16 protein-coding genes and 2 pseudogenes are annotated in these 21,695 nt (G+C 60.5%); 15 read left to right on the top strand and 3 right to left on the bottom strand.

Annotation, left to right across the window (positions count from 1 at the left end; translation table 11 throughout):
- The first annotated feature begins 372 nt into the window (after window positions 1-372).
- The 8 genes from FIU66_RS06605 to FIU66_RS06640 all read left to right on the top strand — a co-directional run bounded on the left by FIU66_RS06605 (window position 373) and on the right by FIU66_RS06640 (window position 12,575).
- Window positions 373-2,877, top strand: a complete 2,505-nt coding sequence (locus FIU66_RS06605) for a class I SAM-dependent DNA methyltransferase (protein WP_240544755.1) — start codon at window positions 373-375, stop codon at window positions 2,875-2,877.
- Complete coding sequence (locus tag FIU66_RS06610) at window positions 2,870-4,039, top strand: restriction endonuclease subunit S (protein WP_167621963.1); 1,170 nt, start codon at window positions 2,870-2,872, stop codon at window positions 4,037-4,039. Before FIU66_RS06605 ends, FIU66_RS06610 begins: the two co-directional genes overlap by 8 nt.
- A gap of 31 nt (window positions 4,040-4,070) precedes the next feature.
- On the top strand, window positions 4,071-7,142 hold the full coding sequence (locus tag FIU66_RS06615; protein ID WP_167621964.1) for a type I restriction endonuclease subunit R: 3,072 nt from the start codon (window positions 4,071-4,073) through the stop codon (window positions 7,140-7,142).
- Window positions 7,129-7,842: a M48 family metallopeptidase gene (locus FIU66_RS06620; protein ID WP_167621965.1), complete on the top strand. Its 714-nt coding sequence runs from the start codon at window positions 7,129-7,131 to the stop codon at window positions 7,840-7,842. Before FIU66_RS06615 ends, FIU66_RS06620 begins: the two co-directional genes overlap by 14 nt.
- Window positions 7,843-8,397: 555 nt before the next feature.
- A complete protein-coding gene (locus tag FIU66_RS06625; protein ID WP_240544756.1) occupies window positions 8,398-9,504 on the top strand; it encodes an SIR2 family protein in 1,107 nt (368 codons plus the stop codon).
- A complete protein-coding gene (locus FIU66_RS06630; RefSeq protein ID WP_167621967.1) occupies window positions 9,501-11,303 on the top strand; it encodes an ATP-binding protein in 1,803 nt (600 codons plus the stop codon). Before FIU66_RS06625 ends, FIU66_RS06630 begins: the two co-directional genes overlap by 4 nt.
- A 200-nt stretch (window positions 11,304-11,503) precedes the next feature.
- Window positions 11,504-11,905, top strand: coding sequence for a hypothetical protein (locus FIU66_RS06635; protein ID WP_167621968.1), 402 nt, complete (start codon window positions 11,504-11,506; stop codon window positions 11,903-11,905).
- Between the two features lie 211 nt (window positions 11,906-12,116).
- On the top strand, window positions 12,117-12,575 hold the full coding sequence (locus FIU66_RS06640; RefSeq protein ID WP_167621969.1) for a hypothetical protein: 459 nt from the start codon (window positions 12,117-12,119) through the stop codon (window positions 12,573-12,575).
- 5 nt (window positions 12,576-12,580) lie between these two features.
- Here the strand turns inward: FIU66_RS06640 and FIU66_RS06645 are convergent.
- The 3 genes and pseudogenes from FIU66_RS06645 to FIU66_RS06650 form a co-directional block, all read right to left on the bottom strand.
- A pseudogene (locus FIU66_RS06645) lies at window positions 12,581-12,937 on the bottom strand (transposase); the annotation flags it as partial.
- A 301-nt stretch (window positions 12,938-13,238) separates the two neighbouring features.
- On the bottom strand, window positions 13,239-13,391 hold the full coding sequence (locus FIU66_RS18320) for a hypothetical protein (protein ID WP_370528961.1): 153 nt from the start codon (window positions 13,389-13,391) through the stop codon (window positions 13,239-13,241).
- A gap of 39 nt (window positions 13,392-13,430) precedes the next feature.
- A pseudogene (locus tag FIU66_RS06650) lies at window positions 13,431-14,098 on the bottom strand (IS110 family transposase); the annotation flags it as partial.
- Window positions 14,099-14,879: 781 nt separating this feature from the next.
- Here FIU66_RS06650 and FIU66_RS06655 point away from each other — a divergent pair.
- The 7 genes from FIU66_RS06655 to FIU66_RS06685 are packed head-to-tail and all read left to right on the top strand — an operon-like array spanning window position 14,880 to window position 21,680.
- Window positions 14,880-15,926, top strand: coding sequence for a PotD/PotF family extracellular solute-binding protein (locus FIU66_RS06655; protein ID WP_167621970.1), 1,047 nt, complete (start codon window positions 14,880-14,882; stop codon window positions 15,924-15,926).
- Window positions 15,927-15,950: 24 nt separating this feature from the next.
- The gene (locus tag FIU66_RS06660; RefSeq protein ID WP_167621971.1) at window positions 15,951-16,994 is read left to right on the top strand and encodes a PotD/PotF family extracellular solute-binding protein; all 1,044 of its coding nucleotides are present in this window, start codon (window positions 15,951-15,953) and stop codon (window positions 16,992-16,994) included.
- Complete coding sequence (locus FIU66_RS06665) at window positions 16,994-18,070, top strand: SIS domain-containing protein (protein ID WP_167621972.1); 1,077 nt, start codon at window positions 16,994-16,996, stop codon at window positions 18,068-18,070. Before FIU66_RS06660 ends, FIU66_RS06665 begins: the two co-directional genes overlap by 1 nt.
- Window positions 18,067-18,927: a carbohydrate kinase family protein gene (locus FIU66_RS06670; protein WP_167621973.1), complete on the top strand. Its 861-nt coding sequence runs from the start codon at window positions 18,067-18,069 to the stop codon at window positions 18,925-18,927. Before FIU66_RS06665 ends, FIU66_RS06670 begins: the two co-directional genes overlap by 4 nt.
- Window positions 18,924-19,970 carry an ABC transporter ATP-binding protein gene (locus FIU66_RS06675; protein ID WP_167621974.1) on the top strand — a complete coding sequence of 349 codons (1,047 nt, stop codon included), beginning with the start codon at window positions 18,924-18,926 and terminating at the stop codon, window positions 19,968-19,970. The genes FIU66_RS06670 and FIU66_RS06675 overlap by 4 nt, the downstream gene beginning before the upstream one ends.
- Entirely contained in the window at window positions 19,963-20,880 is a 918-nt protein-coding gene (locus FIU66_RS06680) for an ABC transporter permease (protein ID WP_167621975.1), read from the top strand. Before FIU66_RS06675 ends, FIU66_RS06680 begins: the two co-directional genes overlap by 8 nt.
- An 8-nt stretch (window positions 20,881-20,888) precedes the next feature.
- Window positions 20,889-21,680: an ABC transporter permease gene (locus FIU66_RS06685; protein ID WP_167621976.1), complete on the top strand. Its 792-nt coding sequence runs from the start codon at window positions 20,889-20,891 to the stop codon at window positions 21,678-21,680.
- Window positions 21,681-21,695: the final 15 nt, after the last annotated feature.

Consider the following 21,695-nt stretch of genomic DNA (forward strand, 5'->3'; position numbering starts at 1 on the left):
CGAGGAGCTCAACATTCGCAATGGCGGCTATGGGCTGATGAAAGGGTCAAAGCTGGTTCGGTTAAGCAAGAGAAAGCCAGTGGCCGGAAAGGACAGCTGACCTGCCCCCGGACGGCCCTCCTGCACAACGTTTGCCCTCGGGATTGATAGCGGTCGGTTGAGCGCTGGAACAGATGGCGAAGTTCAGCGTGGAATGCGAACTTTCGCTGCGATTTCTTCTAGCGGCCGGTTAAGGGTAGCTGCGTGCCTGACGTAAGGGCATAACCGGACGCTGCTTGATTCGAACAGTAGCTGATCCTGTTTGCGCTTCCCATTTGGTCTCTTTGTCGCGCAGAGATTAGGTCTGCTTCGACATAGCCACAGGCTGTGGCTGTGGTAGGGAGCGGCGCACTCTGCGCATCGGGCAGCAAGAACGAATACGAGCTAGATAGATCCATGGCCATCAAGAAAAGTGACATCTACAGGTCCCTCTGGGAGAGCTGCGATCAGCTGAGGGGCGGGATGGATGCCTCACTCTACAAAGATTACATTCTCACCCTTCTCTTCGTGAAATACGTCTCCGACCGCGCTGGCCAGGTTGATGCACTGATCGAAGTGCCGACTGGCGCGTCATTTGCCGACATGAAGGCCCTGCGTGGATCGAAGGACATCGGCGAAGGGATGGACAAGATCATCGCGCACATTGCCGAGGAGAACGACCTCAGCGGCGTCATTGACAGGGCTTTCTTCAACGACCCCGAGAAGTTCGGCCGCGGCCAGAAGATGATCAACACCTTGACGGCGCTGATCAACATCTTCAGCCGAGAAGAGCTGAACTTCACCAAGAACCGTGCCGATGGCGACGATATCCTGGGGGACGCCTACGAATACTTGATGCGCAACTTCGCGACCGAGGCGGGCAAGTCCAAGGGTCAGTTCTACACTCCTGCCGAGGTGTCGCGTGTCGTCGCCGCCGTGGCTGGCGTCAGCAGAGCTACAAGCCCCAGACAGTCGGTCTATGATCCTACATGCGGATCCGGCTCCCTTCTGCTGAAGGCCGCCGAAACAGCCCGCGTGCCCATCGGCATCTACGGGCAAGAGATGGACATCGCCACCCGCGGCCTCGCGCGCATGAACATGATCATGCACAACCGGGCCACAGCGGAAATCGCGCAAGGCGACGTCATTGCAGAGCCTGCCTTCCTGGCTGACGCGCAGAGCCTCGAAACCTTCGACTTCGTCGTCGCCAACCCGCCGTTTTCCGCCAAGGCCTGGGCATCAGGCCTGACAGCCGAAACACGTTACGGCCGCTTCGACGATGGCGAGCCGCCAGCCAAGAACGGCGACTTTGCGTTTCTGCTGCACATCCTCGCCTCCATGAAGGCCACCGGTTCGGGCGCCGTCATCCTGCCCCACGGCGTCCTCTTCCGCGGCAATGCCGAGGCGAAGCTGCGCGAGCGGATCCTGAAACGCGGCTACATCAAGGGAATCATCGGCCTGCCTGCCAACCTGTTCTACGGCACCGGCATCCCGGCCTCCATCATCGTCTTGGACAAGTCCGAAGCGACCGCCGAGCGTCCCGTTTTCATGATCGACGCCTCGCGTGGTTTCATCAAGGACGGCAACAAGAACCGCCTGCGCGAGCGTGACATCCACAAGATCGTTGATGCCTTCACACGGCAGCAGACGATCCCCGGCTATTCCCGCCTCGTGCCCTTCGACGAGATCACCCGCAACGACTTCAACCTGAACATCCCGCGCTATATCGACGGCTCCGAGCCCGAGGATCTGCAAGACATCACCGCCCACCTGCACGGCGGGGTGCCAGAGCGTGACATCGACGCCCTGAGCGAGTTCTGGGAGGTCATGCCCAACCTACGCGCGACGCTCTTCGGGCCGAACCCGCGCCAGGGCTATGCCGACCCGCTGGTCGCCCCCGACCAGGTGCGCGCGACCATCCGCAACCATCCAGATTTTGCGGCCTTCCGGACGCAGGTCACAAGCATCCTCGACCGTTGGATCACGGCGAACGAACGGCTGCTGACGAACATCCGGCAGGGCGATCATCCCCGCGACCTGATCCACAGCATCGCCGAGGACATGCTGACCCGCTTCGACGCCGCGCCACTGGTGGACAAATACGAGGCCTATCAGCGCCTGATGTCCTATTGGGCCACCAGCATGCAGGACGATGCGTTCATCATCTCGGGCGGTGGCTGGCTGGCGGCGCGCGAGCTGCGCGAGGCGCGCAAGGAAACCGGCGCGGACGGCAAGGTCAAATGGCTGGAAGATGGCGACCTGATGGTGAATAAGGTGCGCCTTGTGGCCGATGTGATCCCGCCGCGCCTGATCACTGCGCGCTTCTTCCCCGACCTCAAGCAGGAACTGGATGATGCCACCGCCCGGGCCGAGGAACTGGGCCGCGAGATCGAGGAACTGGCCGAGGAACACGGGGCCGAGGGCGGGCTGCTGGAATTTGCCATGACCGATACCGGCAAGCTGACCGCCGCCTCGGTCAAGGTGCGCCAGGCCTCGAGCGAGGCCGAGGCCGACGAAAGGCCGCTGCTGAAACAGGCCGCGCGCCTGATCACCGCCGAGGCTGCGGCGAAGAAAGCTGCGAAGGATGCCGAGGCGCGGTTGAACGAGGCGGTGCTGAAGCAATATCCGACCCTGACGGATGAAGAGATCTGCCTTCTGGTAGTGTATGACAAGTGGCTGGCCGACATCACCGCGGCCATTGGGGCCGAGGTCGAGGCGCGCACCGAGACCCTGACCGCCCGCGTGCGGGTGCTGACCGAACGCTATGGCCAGACCCTGCCGCAGATCATGGATGATCTGGCCGGGCTAGAGGCGCGAGTCGCCGGGCATCTCTCGGCGATGGGGTTTGCCGATGCCTGAAGTTTTGCCTTGGCCCGAAGTCCGACTGGGCGATGTCTGCAAGGTCGTTCGCGGAAGTTCGCCTCGGCCTGCCGGTGATCCTCGCTATTTCGGTGGAGATTTCATTCCCTGGCTGACAGTGGCCGCAATCACAAACGTCAGTCCATCCCAAATCGTGATCACTGAAACCGTCGGCTTCTTGACCGAAGAAGGATCGCGGCACAGTCGTCATTTCCAGCCAGGTATGGTCGTTATTGCGAATAGTGGCTGGAAATGTGGAGTTGCAAAGGTTCTTGGCTTTGAATGTTGCGGAAACGACGGCATCGCTGCACTCGAAAGTCTCACGGCAGCCGATCCTTTATTCTTAACCTACTGGATCAACTCGCAAACCGAACGGCTTCGGTCTCAGGCCGCTGCAGGCAACGAGCAGCCCAACCTGAACACCGATAGGATTGCAGGCCTTAGCCTTCCACTGCCAGTTATTGCCGAACAACAAGCCATCGCCGCCGCGTTGTCGGATGCGGATGGAGTGGTGGCAGGGTTGGAGCGGGTGATCGCCAAGAAGCGCCTGATCAAGCAGGGGGCGATGCAAGACCTCCTTACCGCCCGCCGCCGCCTCCCGGGGTTCTCGGGGGATTGGGAGGTGAAGAAGTTGGGCGAGCTGGTGACAATAATCATGGGCCAGTCTCCCAGCTCGACTGCCTATAACTCAGCGGGAGATGGTTTGCCGCTAATCCAAGGAAACGCGGACATCAAAGACCGAAAAGCAATCACAAGGGTGTTCACGCGCCAAGTCACAAAAATGGGGAGGGCCGGCGACTATCTAATGACCGTGCGTGCTCCGGTCGGAGAGATTGCCACGACTGACATGGACGTATGTCTTGGCCGGGGCGTTTGCGCTTTGCGAACCGATCAGCGGATTGTCTACCATATCATGGTATCGAAAGAGCCGGAATGGGCCAAACTCTCGAAAGGCTCCACCTTCGACTCAGTCAATGGAGCAGAGATCCGGGCCTTCGAGGTGTTTTTCCCCGCAGACACGGCGGAAAGGAACGCCGTCGCTCAAGTGCTGGACGACATGGACGCTGAAATCCAGACCCTCGAAGCTCGCCTCGCCAAGGCGCGGGCGGTCAAGGAGGGGATGATGCAGAATCTTTTGACAGGGCGGGTCAGGCTGGTCTGACTAAGGCACGAGTATTTTAGGGGGTATTTCCATGGCCATCGGCGATCCGGAACGCGCCACGCAGAACCGCATGATCGCGCAGCTGTGCGGCGATACCTCCGGGCAGATCGGAGGCCTTGGCTGGCGATACCTCGGCGACTGGCAGAAGCGTGAGGGCAATGCCAACATCGAACCCTCCCTGTTGCGCCCCTGGCTGCTCTCCCGCGGTCATGACCCCGAGGTGGCAACAAAGGCCATCGCCGAATTGCAGCGCGCCGCCCGGATGGACGGGCTGAAGCTCTATGAGGCGAACCGCGCCACCTATGACATGCTGCGCTATGGCGTGCAGGTCACCCCCGGCCCCGGCGAGGCCCCGGTCACCGTGCGCTTCATCGATTGGGACGCCCCCACCGCAAACGACCTCGGCATCGCCGAAGAGGTGGCCGTCAGCGCCAAGAACGCCAAGGCCTACAACAAGCGCCCGGATCTGGTCCTCTATGTGAACGGCATCGCCATGGGCCTGGTCGAGCTGAAGAAATCCACCGTCGATCTGGCAGAAGGCATCCGTCAGACGCTGGACAACCAGCGCCCCGAATTCATCCGGCACTTCTTCACCACGGTGCAGATCACCTTCGCGGGCAATGACATGCAGGGTCTGCGCTATGCCGCGATCCAGACACCCCAGCCCTACTGGCTGGCCTGGAAGGAGGAAAGCCCGATCACCCTGCCGCTGGAGCGCGACGTCTCGCAGATGATGGCGCCTGCGCGGTTCCTGGAGCTGATCAACGACTTCATCCTGTTCGACGGGGGTATGAAGAAGGTCACGCGTCCCAATCAGTATTTTGCGGTCAAGGCCGCGCAGGATGCGGTCGCAGCCCGGAAGGGCGGGATCATCTGGCAGACCCAAGGCTCGGGCAAAAGCCTGATCATGGTGATGCTGGCCCGCTGGATTCGAGAGGCCCGGCCCGATGCACGCGTCCTGGTCGTAACCGACCGCAAGGAACTGGACGATCAGATCGAAGCGGTGTTCGGCAATACCGGCGACAAGGTCCGCCGCGCCAAATCGGGCGCCGACCTGCTGGCGGCACTGACCGATCCCAAGGACCGCGTTGTGTCCTCGCTTGTCCACAAGTTCGGACGGCGGGAAGAGGACGAGGTGGGCAGCATGATCACCGAAATCCAACGCGGGCAGATCGGTGCCCCTGTGGGCGATTTTTTCGTCTTCATCGACGAGGCGCACCGGACGCAGTCAGGTAAGCTCGCCAGGACTATGCGGATGATCCTGCCGGACGCGGTGTTCTTCGGCTTCACCGGCACACCTTTGTTGCGATCCGACAAGCAGACGTCGCTGGAGGTGTTCGGCCCCTATATCGGCACACCCTACCGCTTCAACGAAGCTGTCGAGGACGGGGTGGTCCTGGATCTGCGCTATGAGGCCCGAGACATTGATCAACGGATTTCCTCGCCTAAAAAGATCGACGACTGGTTCGAGGAACAGACGAGGGGTCTGACCCCGGTGGCAAAGGCAACGCTGAAACAGCGCTGGGGCACATTGCAGCGCGTGCTGTCCTCCAAAGACCGGCTGGGACAGATCGCCGCCGACATCATTTTCGACATGGCAAAAAAGCCGCGCCTGAAAGCAGGCCGGGGCAACGCCATGCTGGTTGCCGGCTCGATCCCCGAGGCCTGCCGACTGTTCGAGATTTTCCGCAATTCCGGCTCGGACCTCGCAGGAAAATGCGCGATCGTCACGTCCTACACGCGTAACGCCTCGGAGCTGACCGGCGAGGAAGCCGGGATGGGCGAGACCGAAAAGCAATACGTCTATCGCGTCTATGACCGGCTGATGGCCGACCTGGGCACGGACGAGGAAGCTTATGAAGCCGAAGCCTTGTGGAAATTCCGCAAGGAGCCTGCGCAGATGAAGCTGCTGATCGTGGTCAGCCGCCTGCTGACCGGGTTCGATGCCCCCACGGCGACCTACATCTACATCGACAAGCAGATGCGGGATCACGGGCTGTTCCAGGCAATCTGCCGGGTGAATCGCCTAGATGGGGACGACAAGGATTATGGCTATGTCGTCGACTACAAGGACCTGTTCAAGAACATCGAGACGGCTGTCGAAGACTATACCTCGGGCGCTTTCGATGCGTTCGAGGCGGCTGATGTCGCGGGGCTGATCTCCTCGCGGGCCGAGAAGGCGAATGAAGACCTTATGACCGCCCGCGATGCATGGTTCGGGCTACTTGATCCCGTTGAGCAACCCAAAGGGGACGAGCAGGTCCTTGAGTATTTCTCCAGCCCCGGAGGCTGGGAAAGCGATCCTGAGGCCGATGAGAAAGCTAGGCGTCGCCAGGCGCTCTACAAGCTGGCGGGTGCCTTTGCCCGCGCCTTTGCGGCCGTGGCAGACAACCCTGCCGCGTCAGGCGTCAACGATCTGGAACTGGCTCGATTTCGCAACGAGGTGGAGCGTGCGGTTGCGTTGCGCGACGCCGTGCGACTGCATAGCGGCGATGCTGTTGACCTGAAGCAGTTCGAGCCTGCGATGCGACACCTGATCGACACTTACATCAAGGCCGACGAGACCGAGATCATCTCACACCTGGACGACATCAGCCTGATCGACCTCGTGGCCAGCAAAGGGGCAGCGGCAGAAGAGGCGCTGCCGAAGACCCTCAAGAAGAAACGCGAGAACGTGGCGGAAGCCATCGAGAACAACCTGCGCCGCCTGATCACCAGCGAAACGCCGATCAACCCATCATTTTACGAGCGCATGTCCGAGTTGCTCAGAGACCTCGTCAAGAAGCGGAAAGACGACGCGATCGCTTACGCGGAGTATCTAGCGGAGATAGCGGACCTGATCAGGTCGGCAAAGGCAGGACACGGCGGCGAATACCCGTCAGGCATGATCACGCCGGGAAGAAAAGCTCTCTATGACAATCTCGGGCGGGACGAAGCCAAGGCCATGGCTGTCGATGAGGCGATCTGCAGCACGGCGCAGACCGGTTGGCGCGGGAACAGAATGAAGGAACGGATGCTGCGCCGAAAGCTGCTTGAGCTTCTCGAGACAGAGGACGCCGTTGACCGCACCATCGAAATCATCCGGTCGCATGATGAATACTGAGCTGATCGAAATCGCCGGGCTTTCGGTAGAGCTGGTCCGCAAACCGATCAAGAACCTGCATATTGGGGTCTATCCTCCGGCCGGTCGTGTGCGCGTTGCAGCGCCTCCGGCAATCAGCGAGGACGCGATCCGCGTGGCAGTCTTGACCCGGCTTGGCTGGATCAGGAAGAAGCAGCGCGAGTTCGAAGGTCAGGCGCGGCAAGCCCAACGCCTATATGTCTCTGGAGAAACCCATTTCGTCTTCGGAAAGCCGCTTCGGCTGCTGGTCCAGACGAACAGCAAGAACCATTGCGTGATCCAGTCAGACGCCGCCGATCGCCTGACGATGAGGGTGCCTGAGGGCTCGACGACAGACCAGAAAGCGCGCTGGATGTCGGAATGGTATCGGGGGCAACTTCGGGAGCGCGCGGCATCCCGGATCTTGAAGTGGTCGGAACGCCTGGAAGTCAGTGTGCCCAAATGGGGCATTCGCCTGATGAAAACGAAATGGGGCAGCTGCAATCCTGACCGGGGGATCGTTTGGTTGAACCTTGACCTAGCAAAGAAACCGCTGGCAGCCCTCGACTATGTCATTCTCCACGAAGTGGCGCATTTTGTGTCTCCGCGACACGACGAGGTCTTCTTGAGCGTCCTTGATCGATACATGCCGACGTGGCGGCAGATCCGCACAGACCTGAACGCCCTGCCGCTCTCGGCCTAGGGCGTCCTCCAACCGTATTTCCGCGCTATTTTCCGAAAAGGAGGGGCAACATGGGTGGGCCACAGTTAATCAAGAACCTGCCCTGTGTGAAGCGGTCAGCGAAGTTGCGAAGCAGCGGATGAGCTTTGATGCCTTCGCTGTTCTCAGCTCCTTCGCCAGCCAGAAAAGCTTAACCGAAAATTCCAGTTTTAAACTGTTCAGTTCTCAATGGGCAGCATTCGAATAGTTGATTGCGATCTGGCGCCGGCTTTGCTGTAGTTAGCCTTTAAGGCACTGACAGGGATAGCAATGACGTCTTACTGGAGCGACCGGCCTGCTCGAGCTGACAATCTCCGGCTGCTGACACCAGGTGGAACCTGGAAGGCTTGGGGCGACTCGGACGATCCGACCGTCGTGACGTCTGATCATCCATCCCGAGGGTGTCGCGCCACAATAACCCAAGCGCTTCAGGACTCCCTACACGCGACGAACGTTATCATCCTTCTCGGGTCCGGGGCCTCATTTTGCGCGCGGAACACCTTCGGCCCGAGCGCACCTGGGATGAAGGACCTTTGGATGGCCGTCAGGACAGCATGCGAAGAGAGCCAAGCCGGGTCCTTTGACGCGACAGTCAAATCCTTGGTGGGGACCGTTCCTGGAGAAGACCCGGAAGGCGGTCCGAAAGCGGGTAATATTGAGCGGCTACTCAGCCTCTGCAAAATGCGCTTGGAGCTTCTTTCAGTGATGAAGGAGACGCTGAAGAATGCGCCGGGGGCTGCTCCGCAGCTTGGTCCCGAGGAGGTGGCTACAGCAGCGGAGATGGAAAGGCTCTCGGACTTCGTGGAGCTTGCGGAGGAGACGATCCTTGGCAAGGTCGGATTCGTGAACGCCACAACGGAGTTGTCCGCGCATGCCGATCTGCTTGCGAAGTTCGGCCGCAGGAGTCCTGAGAAGCCACGGGTCAGGATCTTCACGACCAACTACGACCTGTGCGTCGAAGAGGCGGCCTTGCGGCTTAACGCGGTTCTCATAGACGGCTTTTCGCATAGTGCGCGGCAACGATATAACCGGGACAACTTCGATCATGATATTGTCCGCCGTCGCGTGGGCACCGCGAGGGCAGACTTCGTCGACGGCGTGTTCCAGCTCTACAAGCTTCATGGATCTGTTGATTGGAGGCGGTCAGGCGACGAGGTGTTCCGCAGCCTTGAAATGGACCGTTCACGCGGGGAACCAGTGCTGATCTACCCCCGGTCCACGAAGTATCAGGAGGCCTTCGACGCCCCTTACCTTGACATGTTCGCGGCCCTGCAGGCTGCCCTGAGAGAGCCCGACACGATGCTCATCATATCGGGGTTCGGTTTCGCGGATGATCATATCAGCTCCCCGATCTGGAGCGCACTGCAGTCGAACCTGAGCCTGAACCTCATCCTGTGCGATGTCTGCTTCGTGCCTGAGGATCTGCTCGAGGCCGGGCAGCACGAAATCCCGAACGACATGACGAAGCGCAATCTCCACCAGAAGCGGATTCTGCAGCTCGCGCTGCATAGCGACCGTCGTGTGACCGTCCTGAACGGACGCTTCGATGACTTGGTGGCGGCCATCCCCCAGCTCGAGGGGATGACCGATCGTCAGAGGCTTGAGGCGCTGCTCGCCAAGGTCAACGAGGCGGCCACCGAATGACAGAAGCCGCTGCACTGACGGATGCCGACCGCCGCATCGGCACGGTGATCCGCCTCACAGCGGCCATGGCTGAGATCACGATGCCGAATGCCCTTGCTGCAGCGGGAAGGCGCGGACTTGCGAAAGGGACTGTGGGGGACTTCGTGATCTTGGACTGCGACCAGCAGGCAGTTCTGGGCCGGATCGTGGAAACGGGTATCAGGCAGACGGACCGCGCTGACCTAGATCGTCAGATGGAGGTCACCGCGACGACATTTCCGTCGGGGCGGATCCAGATGTTGGCGTCAATCGACAAGACCAGCCAGAAGGTCGCACGCGGCATCAACTGTCAGCCGAGGATCGGCGATGCCGTGTATCTCGCCGATGGCGAAACTCTCGCGAAGACCCTGCAGGACGCGTTGACTGGGGGCCTTGCCGATCCGACCATGATTGATCTTGGAACGATCTCTGGCTTGGAGAATGCGCGGATCAGCATACCGCCAGAGAAGCTCTTTGGTCGACACTGCGGCATCTTCGGCGCGACGGGCGGCGGCAAGAGTTGGACTCTATCCCGGCTGGTGGGTGAGGTAGCGCGATCCGGCGGAAAGTGCATCCTCTTTGATCCGACAGGAGAGTTCGCCGGCAGGATCCCAAACGCCAGAGAGTTCGCCTTCTCGCGAGCGACAGGAGCGCAACGCCTCGGTCGTTTTCCGTATCGGTCGCTGGCCGAGGAGGATCTTCGAGCCCTCCTGACCCCGACTGCGCAGGCTCAGCTTCCCATGTTGCGGAACGCCGTGAAAAGCCTGCGGATGGTCGAGAAACTCTTGGATCCGGATGCGCCCCCCTACGAGTTGACCGATCACGGCACCCACTGGACCTTTCAGGTCATGAACGGTCAACGAATCGTGGGCGACATTCATGTCGAACAACGTGGAACTATCCTTAAGGCAGGCAAGTCCCGGGTTGCTTACGGCATGGCTGAACTGCAGCTCGGAGACATTGTCGGCTCCGAAATCTGCAATTTCGATATTCACCTCTTGGCGAGCCAGATCCGGCACGAATGTGTCGACCTGTTCAATCGGGATGACGATCGATCATTCGGCCCTCATGACCAGCGGCAGTTCACTTTTTGCAGCTCGCTGATCATCCGATTGGAAACATACCTCAATGCGCCGGAACTCGCCTGCATCTTCCAAGATGACGGGGATGATGTCTGCGCAGCCATCGAGGCTTTCATCACCGACCCTTCGGCTGGGGCGCTCGTCCTGTCATTCAAGGATGTCAGTTTTAAGTATAACACCCGGGAGCTTCTGTTGAACGCGATTGGGCGATACCTGCTGCGGCGCGCCCGTTCGGACGCATTTAGGAACACGCCGGTGGTCTGCTTCCTCGATGAAGCCCACCAATTCATCGGACGTTCGATCGGTGACGAGGCGAACCGCGTGACGCTGGATTCCTTCGGGCTAATCGCCAAGGAGGGTCGGAAGTATGGGCTGACTCTCACCCTCGCCACACAGCGGCCACGGGACGTTCCGCAGGACGTGCTGAGCCAGCTCGGCACCCTCATCGTTCACCGGCTCACTAATGAGGCGGATCGCGACACCATCGAAAAGGCCTGCGGTGAAATGGATCGAAGTGCAACGGCGTTCATTCCGGCGCTGTCTCAGGGAGAGGCGATCATCGTCGGGCCGGAGCTGCCAGCTCCCATGCCAGTGCAGATGACAGCACCACCGCCGGCGCAGCGCCCCAGTTCACTCGGACCCGACTATCAGTCGGCTTGGCAGCGTGTCACTGATGTCGCTGCTGCGGATGCATCGTGATGCGGACATTTTTCAGGATGTTTGCGGATGCCGTCGAGCGTGGCCCGAGGCAGTCGCGAACAGCAAACTATTCGCTCTGTAGCTTCGAGAATGTGCTTTCACCGATGCGCCAGCTACGGTCATACGGCAGCCTCCAGCGTTTCCACAGCTTAGACCGAAGATGAGAGATCAGCATTTGAAGTCAGGATTGAACAGAAGCTATGGAAGACGATGAGATCGAAAACCTGATCGTCGGGCTGCGCACCCTGCTGGACGATAACGGGTTCGGCTGGGCTCGGGAGCAGGCCGAGGCGGCCTTGGATCCAGGCTGGCAACGCCGCTGGCTGGCTCGTGCGCTTCTCGATGCGGCCGAGAGCGTAACTGTCGATCTGGCTCAAGCAGAACTCGCAATGCTAGAAACGTTAGGCACCGACGAGGTCGACTTCGAGCCCGATGGCAGTGTAGACGTCGATGGCGCGATTGTTGTCGCCGCTGAGCGTGGGTCGGCCAGTGAAATGATCGACCAACCGCGCGGTGCTTTGCGGCGTAAGACAATACAGGAGCTTGCCAGTAAGCGTTATGCTTTTCAGATGCTGAGGGAACAGCTTGGTAGTATCGACTAGCCTACTGGCGACAGTTCAAGCGGCTTTCGGAAGCGCGGTCACGCTCGGATACAATAGCAACACTGCCTCTCATGATATCTATGAGGGCTACGTTCTGACCTTGTTCCTACGTGCCGCGGCGAAAGAAGGCTGGGCGCACAAACTTCGAGACGGAATGGGAAATCCGACAAGTCGTGTTGTCTTTCGCCTTGGACCCGGTCGGCTGCCTTCGGTGAACTTCACGCACGTCCATCTTACCAAGTCCGGCAAGGCGGACCTTGAGGCACACATCGGCGTGAAGGTAATTGGCAAGGCACCGCATGTCTTCACTCTAAAAAAGAAGCCAGCAAACGTTCTGCATGAGTTTGACCTGCTGGTTCTATCCTCAGCCGCCGCGGACACATGTCGCCTACTCGGCACTGACCCAGTTCATGGCAGCGTGATTGCGCATGCCGAGGCGAAATTCTATGGTGGCAATCTTCCTCTGCCGCTCGGGCGAGCGGTGGTTGGATTGGCCGCAGAGTGTGATCTCGCCAAGAAGTCGGTGCTAGTCACCAATCGAAATGGTGCCACGGTGCAAGACCTGATCAAGTATTACGAAGTGGAGTTTAGGTTTCTCGTCACGCCATCTGGGAAGGGTGAGCATCACCTCGTTTCCCTCTTCGAGCACTTTCTGAAGGCCGCACCCTGAGGGTAATAAACTGCCGCGATCAGTGCCTCGGCCTTCTTTGTCGACCGCCTGTAGCGGGGCAGCGCTTTCGAACGCCATTCGGTGATCTTTCCGGCCTCGTTCTTGATCCAGGCACGAGGAACGCGCACCGTCTTGGTGCCGAATGTGCCGGTCAGTTGTCGGTCGCGATGCCCGTGGCGGTAGCCATTGACCCGCTCTTTGCCGCGGCCGTAACGCAGGCGTCCGAGAAAGTCGGCCAGTTCCTCTTCAAACATGGCCACAATGGTGACTCGGACATTCGCCCGCAGGCGATCCTCGATCGGATCATACCCGCTTGCATCAGGCAGTGGCGAAAAGGGCGAACTGCCGATATTCTGCTTCATGGCGTTCGGGCCGCGCCTCGAACCGTGTATGGATGGTTCCCGCGTGGCAAGAGGCTTGTGATGTTCGGAAACTGGTCGGGTGCGGCCATGTATTCGGCGTCTGAGCTGCGGTGATACCGCGCGCCCTGAGTGAGAGGTCCGCCTGAGGCCCGGGTCCCCATCAATGGCACGCGCTCGAGGCGCTCCGGTTCGAACGGGGTGTCCCTGCCTCATGTCCGTCAGTGTGCCATCATCTCACTCTGCCATCGCCACGTTGTTCAGGCCAGCAGCGGCCTGCAATCCTATCTGCTCAAGCCGGTCTCTAAGCTTCGCCCGTTTTCAGCATGGCCCAGATCGCCCGCGCCATGCGATTGGCCAAAGCGATGGCTGCAACCTTGAGCGGCTTTGTCGCGACCAGGCGCCCCAGCCAATCAGTGCCGGGTTCAGAAAGCCTGTGCGCGGAGATCACGCCCATGGCGCCAAGATAGAGCAGCCGTCGGATGTATCGGTTGCCCATCTTGGAAATGGAGCCCAGCCTTTCTTTGCCGCCATTTGATTGGGCTTGGGCGTGAGCCCCAGCCAGGCAGGCAAATCACGGGCTGACCGGAAGCTCGACACATCGGGCAGCGTTGCCGCCAGAACGCTGGCGGTAATGGGCCCGATGCCAAGCATTGTCTGGAGCCGACGGGCTGTCTCGTCCACTTCCGCATCGGCTTTGATCTGGGCCGTCATGACATCGATGCGCTGCTTGGTGTCGCGGAACTGGCCGGCGAGGAGGTCGAGCGGCATCCGTGCCTCCAGCGGCAGATCAACTGTCTCAGCCTCGGCAATGAGGCGACCCATGTTATGAACACCCTTCGGAACGACAATGCCGAACTCGCCCAAATGCGCCCGGATTGCGTTGGCGAGTTGTGTCAGCTGACGGACAAGAAAGTCACGCGTCCGGTGCTGCATCATGACCGCCTGCCGCCTCTCGGTCTTGACCGGCACAAAGCGCATGTTGGGGCGAGTGACGGCTTCGCAGATGGCCTCTGTATCGGCCGCATCAGTCTTGCCCCGCTTAACAAAAGGTTTGACATAGGAGGGCGGGATCAATCGCACCTCGTGGCCAAGCTTTGCCAGTTCCCGGGTCCAGTAATGAGCTCCCGCGCAGGCTTCAATGCCAATGAGACAAGGGTGCAAGCGTGAGAAGAACAGCAGGGGACCTGTGCCCGCCTGACCTGCCGCCGCACGAGGACAGCACCGTTCTCATCAACGGCATGAACCTGGAACACGTTCTTGGCCAGATCCAGCCCGACGGTAATCCTCCCCGTTTAACGGGGAGGATTACCAATAGGCGCTTTACCATTCACCAGTTGCCGCATTTGCCGGCTTAATGATCTTTAAGCAGGTGAACAGAACCATCGTCAAAGTTACCACCAGCTTATCTCAAGAGGAGGTAAGTTACCTCCAGATTCTGCGGAAGAGAGGTAAGTGCGTGATCGATTGTTACAACGGTGACAATTGAACTGAGCTCCATCCCCGCGCAAGATCGAAGCAAGTCAGCGCCTGAGGAAGGAAGCTCGTTAGCAAGGATGCCTCTTGCACTGCCGTTCCAATTTGCAGCGGACGATGTTCGAAGGGCAAAATGACGGAAGGACGGGATGAAAGCTTGCTCGAACGGCTTTTCTTTGCTTCACTTCGGATATGGACCGTTCCGTCGCCATGAGAATCGCATTGCTAGGGGGCTCTTGCAGCTCTCCTACAACTGCCTGCAAATCTCGGCGCCGCCTCACCAGCTGGAAATCACGGTCTTGCCGCCTTTATGTGACGTTGCTTCATACAATCGGCAACGACAGACCCTGAGCGGTCTCGTTCCGACCTGCGGAATCTTCTTACATAATAGATCCTGAACGGACGTGCCGCTGCGCGGCTCCAGGGTTCCGCTTTTCGACTTCATCATCCTCAACAGGGAGTTTCAGGTATGGACCTGGATCGTCGAAGCATGCTTGGCATGTTCGGCTCTGGCATCGTGTTGGCCGCGTCGGGGGCGTTTCCGACCTTGGCCCAAGGAAGCCGTGAGCTTGTCATCGTAACCTATCCGGGGGCGCTGTCAGGTCCTCACCGTTGGCTGGCAGACCAGATCGAAGCCAAGCACCCAGGCCTGCGGATCCGGCTGGTTCCATCGGACAGTCAGGACATCGTGGCACAGATAAAGGCTGCCCAAGGCTACGTTCCCTACGACGCGGGACCAAATGATGAGCCACCTCATCTGATCGGTCTGTCCGAAGGCTACCTGGCTGCGCGAGATGACGGACAAATTCCCAATCTTGCGAATGCCCTGCCGGATTTCGTGGCAAAAAGCCAAGGCGCCGGCGTGCCTGCGACGTATTCGCTGGTCGGACTTGCAGTGAATACCAACGTTGTGTCGGAACTTCCGCAGACTTGGGCCGATCTCTGGGCTCCACGTTTCGCAGGACAAGTCGGCATCGCACGGACGTCATCAAATTTGGGCTTGGCTACTCTCGTGCAGGCCGCCAAGACTTTCGGGGGCTCCGAGGATGATCTCGAGATCGGCTGGCAGAAGCTGAAGGAACTGCAGCCACGCGCCGCCAGGTCACCTGCGGCGCTGACACAGATGCTGGAGCGCGAAGAGATCGCCATTGCCCCGCTTTGGAACAACAACACGGCCGGTTTGGCCCAGATGGGCTTGCCGATCTCCTTCGTAAAACCTGCTGACGGGCCGGTCGCAATCCTGTCCTTCTTTTCGGGGTTCGCTAATTCGGCTCACCCTGAGCTTGTGGCGGAGTGGCTGAATGGGATCTTGTCGAAAGAATATCAGTCCCATGCAGCCGGCGCACCCTACTACTTCGGGCCTACGGTCACCGGAGTGGAGGTTCCTCCTGAGGCGGCGCCGTTCACTCCCAGTTCAGCTGAAGAAATTGCCGCGCTGCAGACGATCGACTGGACCCGGATCGTGCCGCAGCGGTCCGAGCTCGTCGACCGCTTCGATCGTGAATTCTCCGTCTGATCCTTCATGAACAGGACAAAACACATGACCCTTTCCCGTCGTCACTTCCTCGGAACCGGTGCGGCTCTTGGCGCCGCGACCTTTGCCATGCCCGGCATCCTCCGTGCCCAGGGTTCGCGCGAACTGATCGTCGTCAGTTTCGCCGGACAACTGCAGGAACCGCACCGTTGGCTGGCTGACCAGATGGAGGCGGACATATCCGGCCTCACTGTTCGTCTGGTGCCAAGCGAGAGTCAGGACATCGTGGCGCAGATCAAGGCGGCGCAAGGTTTCTCGCCCTATGACGTGATGCCCAATGGCGAGCCTCCGCATTTGATCGCCCAAACGGAGGGCTATATCGTGCCGCTAGATGCCGCAGCGGTTCCAAATGCGGCCAATGTCGATCCGAAGTTCATGGAACTTGCAAACGGGTTCGGCGTGCCGACCAGCTATTCGTTGATCGGGATCGCTTACAACGAAGCAATGGTCGACACGCCGCCGACCTCCTGGGAGGACCTTTTCGCGCCCGAGCTCAAAGGTAAGGTCGGCTTTCCCCGTGCCTCCTCCAACCTAGGCCTCGGAGCCTTGGTTGCGATGGCACGACTGCGCGGCGGATCGGAGTCCGATTTGGAACCAGGTTGGGCCGCGTTGGAGGAGTTGCAGCCCGTGATCGGCCGGTCTCCCTCGCAATTGATCCAGATGCTGGAGCGTGAGGAAATTGCCATGGCGCCGATCTGGAACAACGATGCTGCGGGGGCAGCGGGTAAGGGGCTGCCGATCCGGTTCGTGATGCCTGATCCAGGTCCGATTGTGGTGCTGTCGATGACGTCCCAGATCAAGGGCACGCAGCATCCTGATCTGGTTCACGAGTGGATGAACCGCCTTCTGTCGCCCGAATATCAGGCCCGCGCTGCCGATGCCCCTTACTTCTTCGGACCCACGGTTACTGGGGTAGAGGTTCCTAGCGCAGCCGCCGAATACACACCGACCACACCCGAGGCGATGGCCAAACTGCAAACTGTGGACTGGTCTGTCATCGCGCCGCAGCGTGGTGAAATCGTCGACCGCTTTGACAGGACCTATTCCTGATGCTGGCTGACCGCTTGTTCATGAAAGACGACATCGGGCGCCAGCCCGATGTTCTACGCGATCTCGCTCCGAGGTTGGTGGTTCTCCGAGATCATGCAGCCGGAATTGCCTCCCAAAATCCGTTGGGTCGTGTGTGGGTCATCGGCTGCGGTGACGGTCTATTTGCGGCCGAAACTGTCAGTCAGGCGGCTCGCCAAGCGGGTCTGGATTGGCAGGCCGTCGGCCCGATGGATTTGCTTGTAGAGCCAGAGCGCATCTGCGCAGGCGATGTCGCGGTTCTATTGTCGATGTCGGGCAACGTGGATCGCACTGTCGAGGCGGCCCAATTGGTTCACGATCGCGGGCTGCGCCTGCTGGCTATCGTGAACGGGACGGGCGGCCGCCTGGGGCAGTTGGTGCGCGACCGCTGGTCCATGGATGTAGCCGATCTGGCGCCTTTCCTTTGCGGAACGTCGAGTTTCGCGGCAACCATTGCCGCGCTTCTTGCCCTGATTTCGGGACTGTCGGGCAGACCCGGCCTCGATCTCGAGGAAAGTGCAGGGATCCTTGCCGAGGCTGACCGGACAGCTGGTGCTAAGTTGGGCGATCTCGACTTGGGCGGCGTGACCGGCCTGCGGTTCTTGGGCGCCGGAGCCGGGATCGGTCTGGCCCGCTATGGCGCGGCGAAATGTGTTGAGGTTGCCGCCCGGCCTGTTTGGGCCGCTGAGATCGAGGAATTTGCTCACAGCCAGTTCTGGACCATGCCCCCGGGTGATCTGGTGGTGCTGATCGTTACTTCGCCGGCACAGGCAGCCTATGCCGACGCTTCGGCGGACGCGCTGGCCCAGATGGGGACGCAGACACTGGTTCTGGACAGCGATGACGCGCCCGTCCTGCGCGCATCGTTACGCCTCACAGTCCCGCGGGTCGGACCGGCTGGCTTGTGTCATCTGCCGGGTCTCCAGCATCTGGCCTACGCGGTCGGCGTTGCCGACGGCCTCGACCCGAACCGCCGCCTGCACCTCAAGGCCGACGAGGCGCGCTTCCGCACCAGCCGCCTGCTGACCCGCCGATCCCTGTTGGGAACCGGCGCATGACCCATGTGAGCGTCCTGGGCTACTTGTCGATCGACAGCCTGTCGCATGACGGCCTTGCCGCAGGGCAGCAGCCCGGCGGTGCGGCGCTCTATGCGGCTCTTGGCGCACGGCACGCAGGAGCGGCCCCAGAGATCGTGGCAAGTGTGGGTCCCGATTGGCCTGAGGGCTGGACCCGTGCTCTGTCGGAGTGCGGCATTGTCACCGGTGGCGTGACACGTCGCCCAGAACTCACCCGCCGAACCCAGATCCTGCACGGACAGGGAACACGGAAATCGCCTCACTTCCAAAGATCAGAATGGATCGCTGCCACAATGGCCCATCAGCCCAATCCCGCAGGCGCTGTCGGCAAGGTGTTGGTTGCGGCCCCCATGCCGGTTTCAGGTTTGACGGCTGTGCTGAACGCGGCAGGTGACCGTCCTGTTGTTGCCGACACATCTGAATGGGTGTCGGCAAATGAGGCTGACGAATTGCTGGCCATTCTGGGGGGGCTGACCATTTTTGCGCCGAGTTGCGAGGAAACCCGGCTTCTCTGCCCAGGCTTGGGCGACGATGAGGCCGCACTGGCGCTGGCGGCGTCTGGCCCGTGCATCGTGCAGAAGCGCGGTGCGCAGGGGCTCGTGGTGGTGCAGGGAACTATGCTGCATCGACTTTCCGCCCATCCCGCTCGGGTCGTGGATCCTACAGGCGCCGGAGACGCGGTTGTAGGGGCCATTGCCGCAGGCCTTGCTCTGGGGCTGACGCCCCTTTTTGCCGCGCAGGCTGCCCTGACCACCGGAGCCCACGCGGTTTCGGATATGGGTCCCGTTGGACTTGGTCTGTCCGTGCCTGCGCAAACCATTCCTGAGGAGATCCTATGAGCGATCTGGAAATCGACCGCCTGTCCAAAAGTTATGGCAAGCTGCAGGTTCTGACTGAGTGCAATCTGGTGGCCGAAGGGGGTTCGGTCGTAACACTTCTGGGCCCTAGCGGCTGTGGCAAGACGACCTTGCTGCGCAGCATCGCGGGATTTGTTGATCCTGACGCAGGTCGGGTGATGGTAGGCGGCCGCGACATCTCGATGCTGCCGCCGAACCGGCGCGATGTGGCGTATGTTTTTCAGAATTACGCGCTCTTCCCGCATCTGACGGTGGCGCAGAACGTGGCCTATGGCCTGACAATCCGCCGCCGCCCCAAGGCCGAGATCGCCCGGCGCGTGGATGAGGCCTTGGGCCTCGTTGCCTTGGCCGATTTCGGCGGCCGCTATCCCAAGCAGATGTCGGGCGGCCAGCAGCAGCGGGTAGCAATTGCCCGGGCGCTGGTGCTGGAACCGCAGGTCCTTCTTCTGGACGAACCCTTCAATGCTCTGGACGCGCAGCTGCGCCTCACCATGCAGGTCGAGCTTCGCAAGCTGATCGACAGGATTGGTATCACCTCGATCTTTGTCACCCATGATCAAGCCGAAGCAATGATCCTCTCCGATAAAGTCGCCGTCATGCACGGCGGCCGGATTGAACAATTGGCAGCTCCGCTGTCGATCTATGATCAACCCTCTACCCCGTTCGTCGCAGATTTCATCGGCCGCGCAAATGTCATGCCGGTGCAGGTCCGGGGCGGGTGCACCGATACTCCGCAGCCGGTCGCTACCCAGCGCCCTGATGGGCCGGCCGTGATGATTGTGCGCCCCGAAAACTTCGAAGTGGTGCCAGGCACTTCCACTGGTTGGCCCGGACGCATCGGATTTGCCACCGCCTTGGGCGCAACAATCGAATACGAGGTGGACTGCGGCATGCCCGAGGCCTTGAGGGTTTCGATGGCACGTGCCCCGGGTGCAGGCCCGCTGGCCCCAGGGACGAATGTGACCCTGCGCGTGCGATCCCCTGAAGGCGCAATCGTGCTGGGTAGGGAGGGTGCACATGTCTGACGCAACCTTGGGCGCCTTGCCCGCCCGCCGCCCCTCCTGGCGCCGGCGGATCCTTGAAGGGGGCGGCATCTGGCCTGCAGTTCCGGCGCTGGTCTATCTTGCAGTGTTCTTGGTCGCGCCCATCGTGACGCTGCTGGGGTTCGGCTTTGTCACCCTCGACCGAGGACAGGTTGCAGACAACAGCTTCACCTTGCAGCATATGACGGGCGTGCTCACCGATCCGCTGGTCTGGCAATTGACCTGGCGCAGCTTCTGGGTTGCGGCCGTGGCCACGACTCTGACGCTGATCCTGGCCTATCCGGTTGCCTACGCCTTCAGCCATGTGCACGGCATCTGGAGGACGCTGCTGCTGGTGGCGATCATCTCTCCGCTGCTGACTTCTGCATTGGTCCGGGCCTACGCGTGGATCGTGATCCTGGGAGGGCGGCGAGGGCTACTCAACCAAACGTTGCTGTCAACAGGGCTCATCGAACAGCCGCTGCAGATCTTGAACACCTCAACAGCAGTGCTGATCGGCATGACGCAGATCCACCTTCCCTTCATGATCCTGCCGCTGCTGGCGGTTCTAGCCGAACGAGACCGCCGCTACGAGGAAGCATCCCTGAACCTAGGCGCGGGTCAGGTAGCCACATTTTTCAAAGTTGTCGTTCCCATGAGCTTGCCGGGCATCGTCGCCGGCTTCGCACTGGTGTTCGCGGTATCCTACACGAACTTCATCATTCCGCAGCTTCTGGGCGGGGGCAACTACTCGACCCTGGCAGTGCAGGTCTATGAACAGACGATCGTGGTGCTGGACTGGTCGCGCGGGGCCGCGCTTGCAACCCTGCTGCTAGGTAGCTGCTTCCTCCTGATCCTGTTGATCACCGCGGCCGGCGCACGCCTGACCCGGTGGAGCGAGGTTCCCAAATGACGCATTCCTTGGCTGATCGCATCGGCAAGGCAGTCCTGATCGGGCTGGCAAGCCTCTCGATCCTCCTGCTGGTCGGGCCAAGCCTGATCGTAATCGCCATCTCGTTCGAGCCACGCGGTTACATCGCCTTCCCGCCCTCCGGCTTCTCGCTTCGCTGGTATGGCGAAGTGTTCCAGAACCGGCAGTTGATGGATGCGCTGATGACCTCGCTGCGCGTGGCGGGGCTGGTGATGCTGGTCTGCCTGGTTCTGGGCATTCCGGCGGCCTTTGCCGCGATACGGGGACGGTTCGGCGGCAAGAGCGCGCTGAATGCGTTCCTTCTTTCGCCCCAGATGATGCCAGGGATGGTCATCGGTATCGCAACTTTGTTCTTCGGGGCGTATTTCGCATGGCGGCAGTCCGACCTGATGCTGGTCGTCAGCCTGTCGGTCTTCTGCCTGCCCTTCGTGGTGCGGATCGTAATGGCCCGGCTGGCCGCCCTTGATCCCGGTCTGGACGAGGCCAGCGCCAATCTTGGTGCAAATCGGTCAGAGACGTTCTTCCGGATCACGTTGCCGCAACTCGCGCCTTCTGCAATAGCTGCGGCAGCTTTCACCTTCATTGAAGCCTTCGACAACGTCACCGTGGCATTGTTTACTTCTGATGTGAGGGCACGCCCCCTTCCGGTCGAGCTGTATTACCTCGTGCAGTTCGAAAGCACCCCGATGATCGCGGCAATATCTGCGCTCCAGATCGGGTTTTCACTGGTCGTCCTGGTCATTCTTGCCCGCTCCATTGGGCTGGACCGGATCGGACGATAAAAAACATGGACAATA

The sequence above is a fragment of the Paracoccus sp. AK26 genome, assembly GCF_011801365.1.
Lineage (GTDB): Bacteria > Pseudomonadota > Alphaproteobacteria > Rhodobacterales > Rhodobacteraceae > Paracoccus > Paracoccus aerius.

Excerpts from the sequence above, each read along its gene's own strand:
- FIU66_RS06610 (WP_167621963.1), top strand. The coding sequence starts at position 2,870 with ATGCCTGAAGTTTTGCCTTGGCCCGAAGTCCGACTGGGCGATGTCTGC.
- FIU66_RS06615 (WP_167621964.1), top strand. The coding sequence starts at position 4,071 with ATGGCCATCGGCGATCCGGAACGCGCCACGCAGAACCGCATGATCGCG.
- FIU66_RS06620 (WP_167621965.1), top strand. The coding sequence starts at position 7,129 with ATGATGAATACTGAGCTGATCGAAATCGCCGGGCTTTCGGTAGAGCTG.
- FIU66_RS06625 (WP_240544756.1), top strand. The coding sequence starts at position 8,398 with ATGGCCGTCAGGACAGCATGCGAAGAGAGCCAAGCCGGGTCCTTTGAC.
- FIU66_RS06630 (WP_167621967.1), top strand. The coding sequence starts at position 9,501 with ATGACAGAAGCCGCTGCACTGACGGATGCCGACCGCCGCATCGGCACG.
- FIU66_RS06635 (WP_167621968.1), top strand. The coding sequence starts at position 11,504 with ATGGAAGACGATGAGATCGAAAACCTGATCGTCGGGCTGCGCACCCTG.
- FIU66_RS18320 (WP_370528961.1), bottom strand. The coding sequence starts at position 13,391 with ATGGGCGTGATCTCCGCGCACAGGCTTTCTGAACCCGGCACTGATTGG.
- FIU66_RS06655 (WP_167621970.1), top strand. The coding sequence starts at position 14,880 with ATGGACCTGGATCGTCGAAGCATGCTTGGCATGTTCGGCTCTGGCATC.
- FIU66_RS06660 (WP_167621971.1), top strand. The coding sequence starts at position 15,951 with ATGACCCTTTCCCGTCGTCACTTCCTCGGAACCGGTGCGGCTCTTGGC.
- FIU66_RS06665 (WP_167621972.1), top strand. The coding sequence starts at position 16,994 with ATGCTGGCTGACCGCTTGTTCATGAAAGACGACATCGGGCGCCAGCCC.
- FIU66_RS06670 (WP_167621973.1), top strand. The coding sequence starts at position 18,067 with ATGACCCATGTGAGCGTCCTGGGCTACTTGTCGATCGACAGCCTGTCG.
- FIU66_RS06675 (WP_167621974.1), top strand. The coding sequence starts at position 18,924 with ATGAGCGATCTGGAAATCGACCGCCTGTCCAAAAGTTATGGCAAGCTG.
- FIU66_RS06680 (WP_167621975.1), top strand. The coding sequence starts at position 19,963 with ATGTCTGACGCAACCTTGGGCGCCTTGCCCGCCCGCCGCCCCTCCTGG.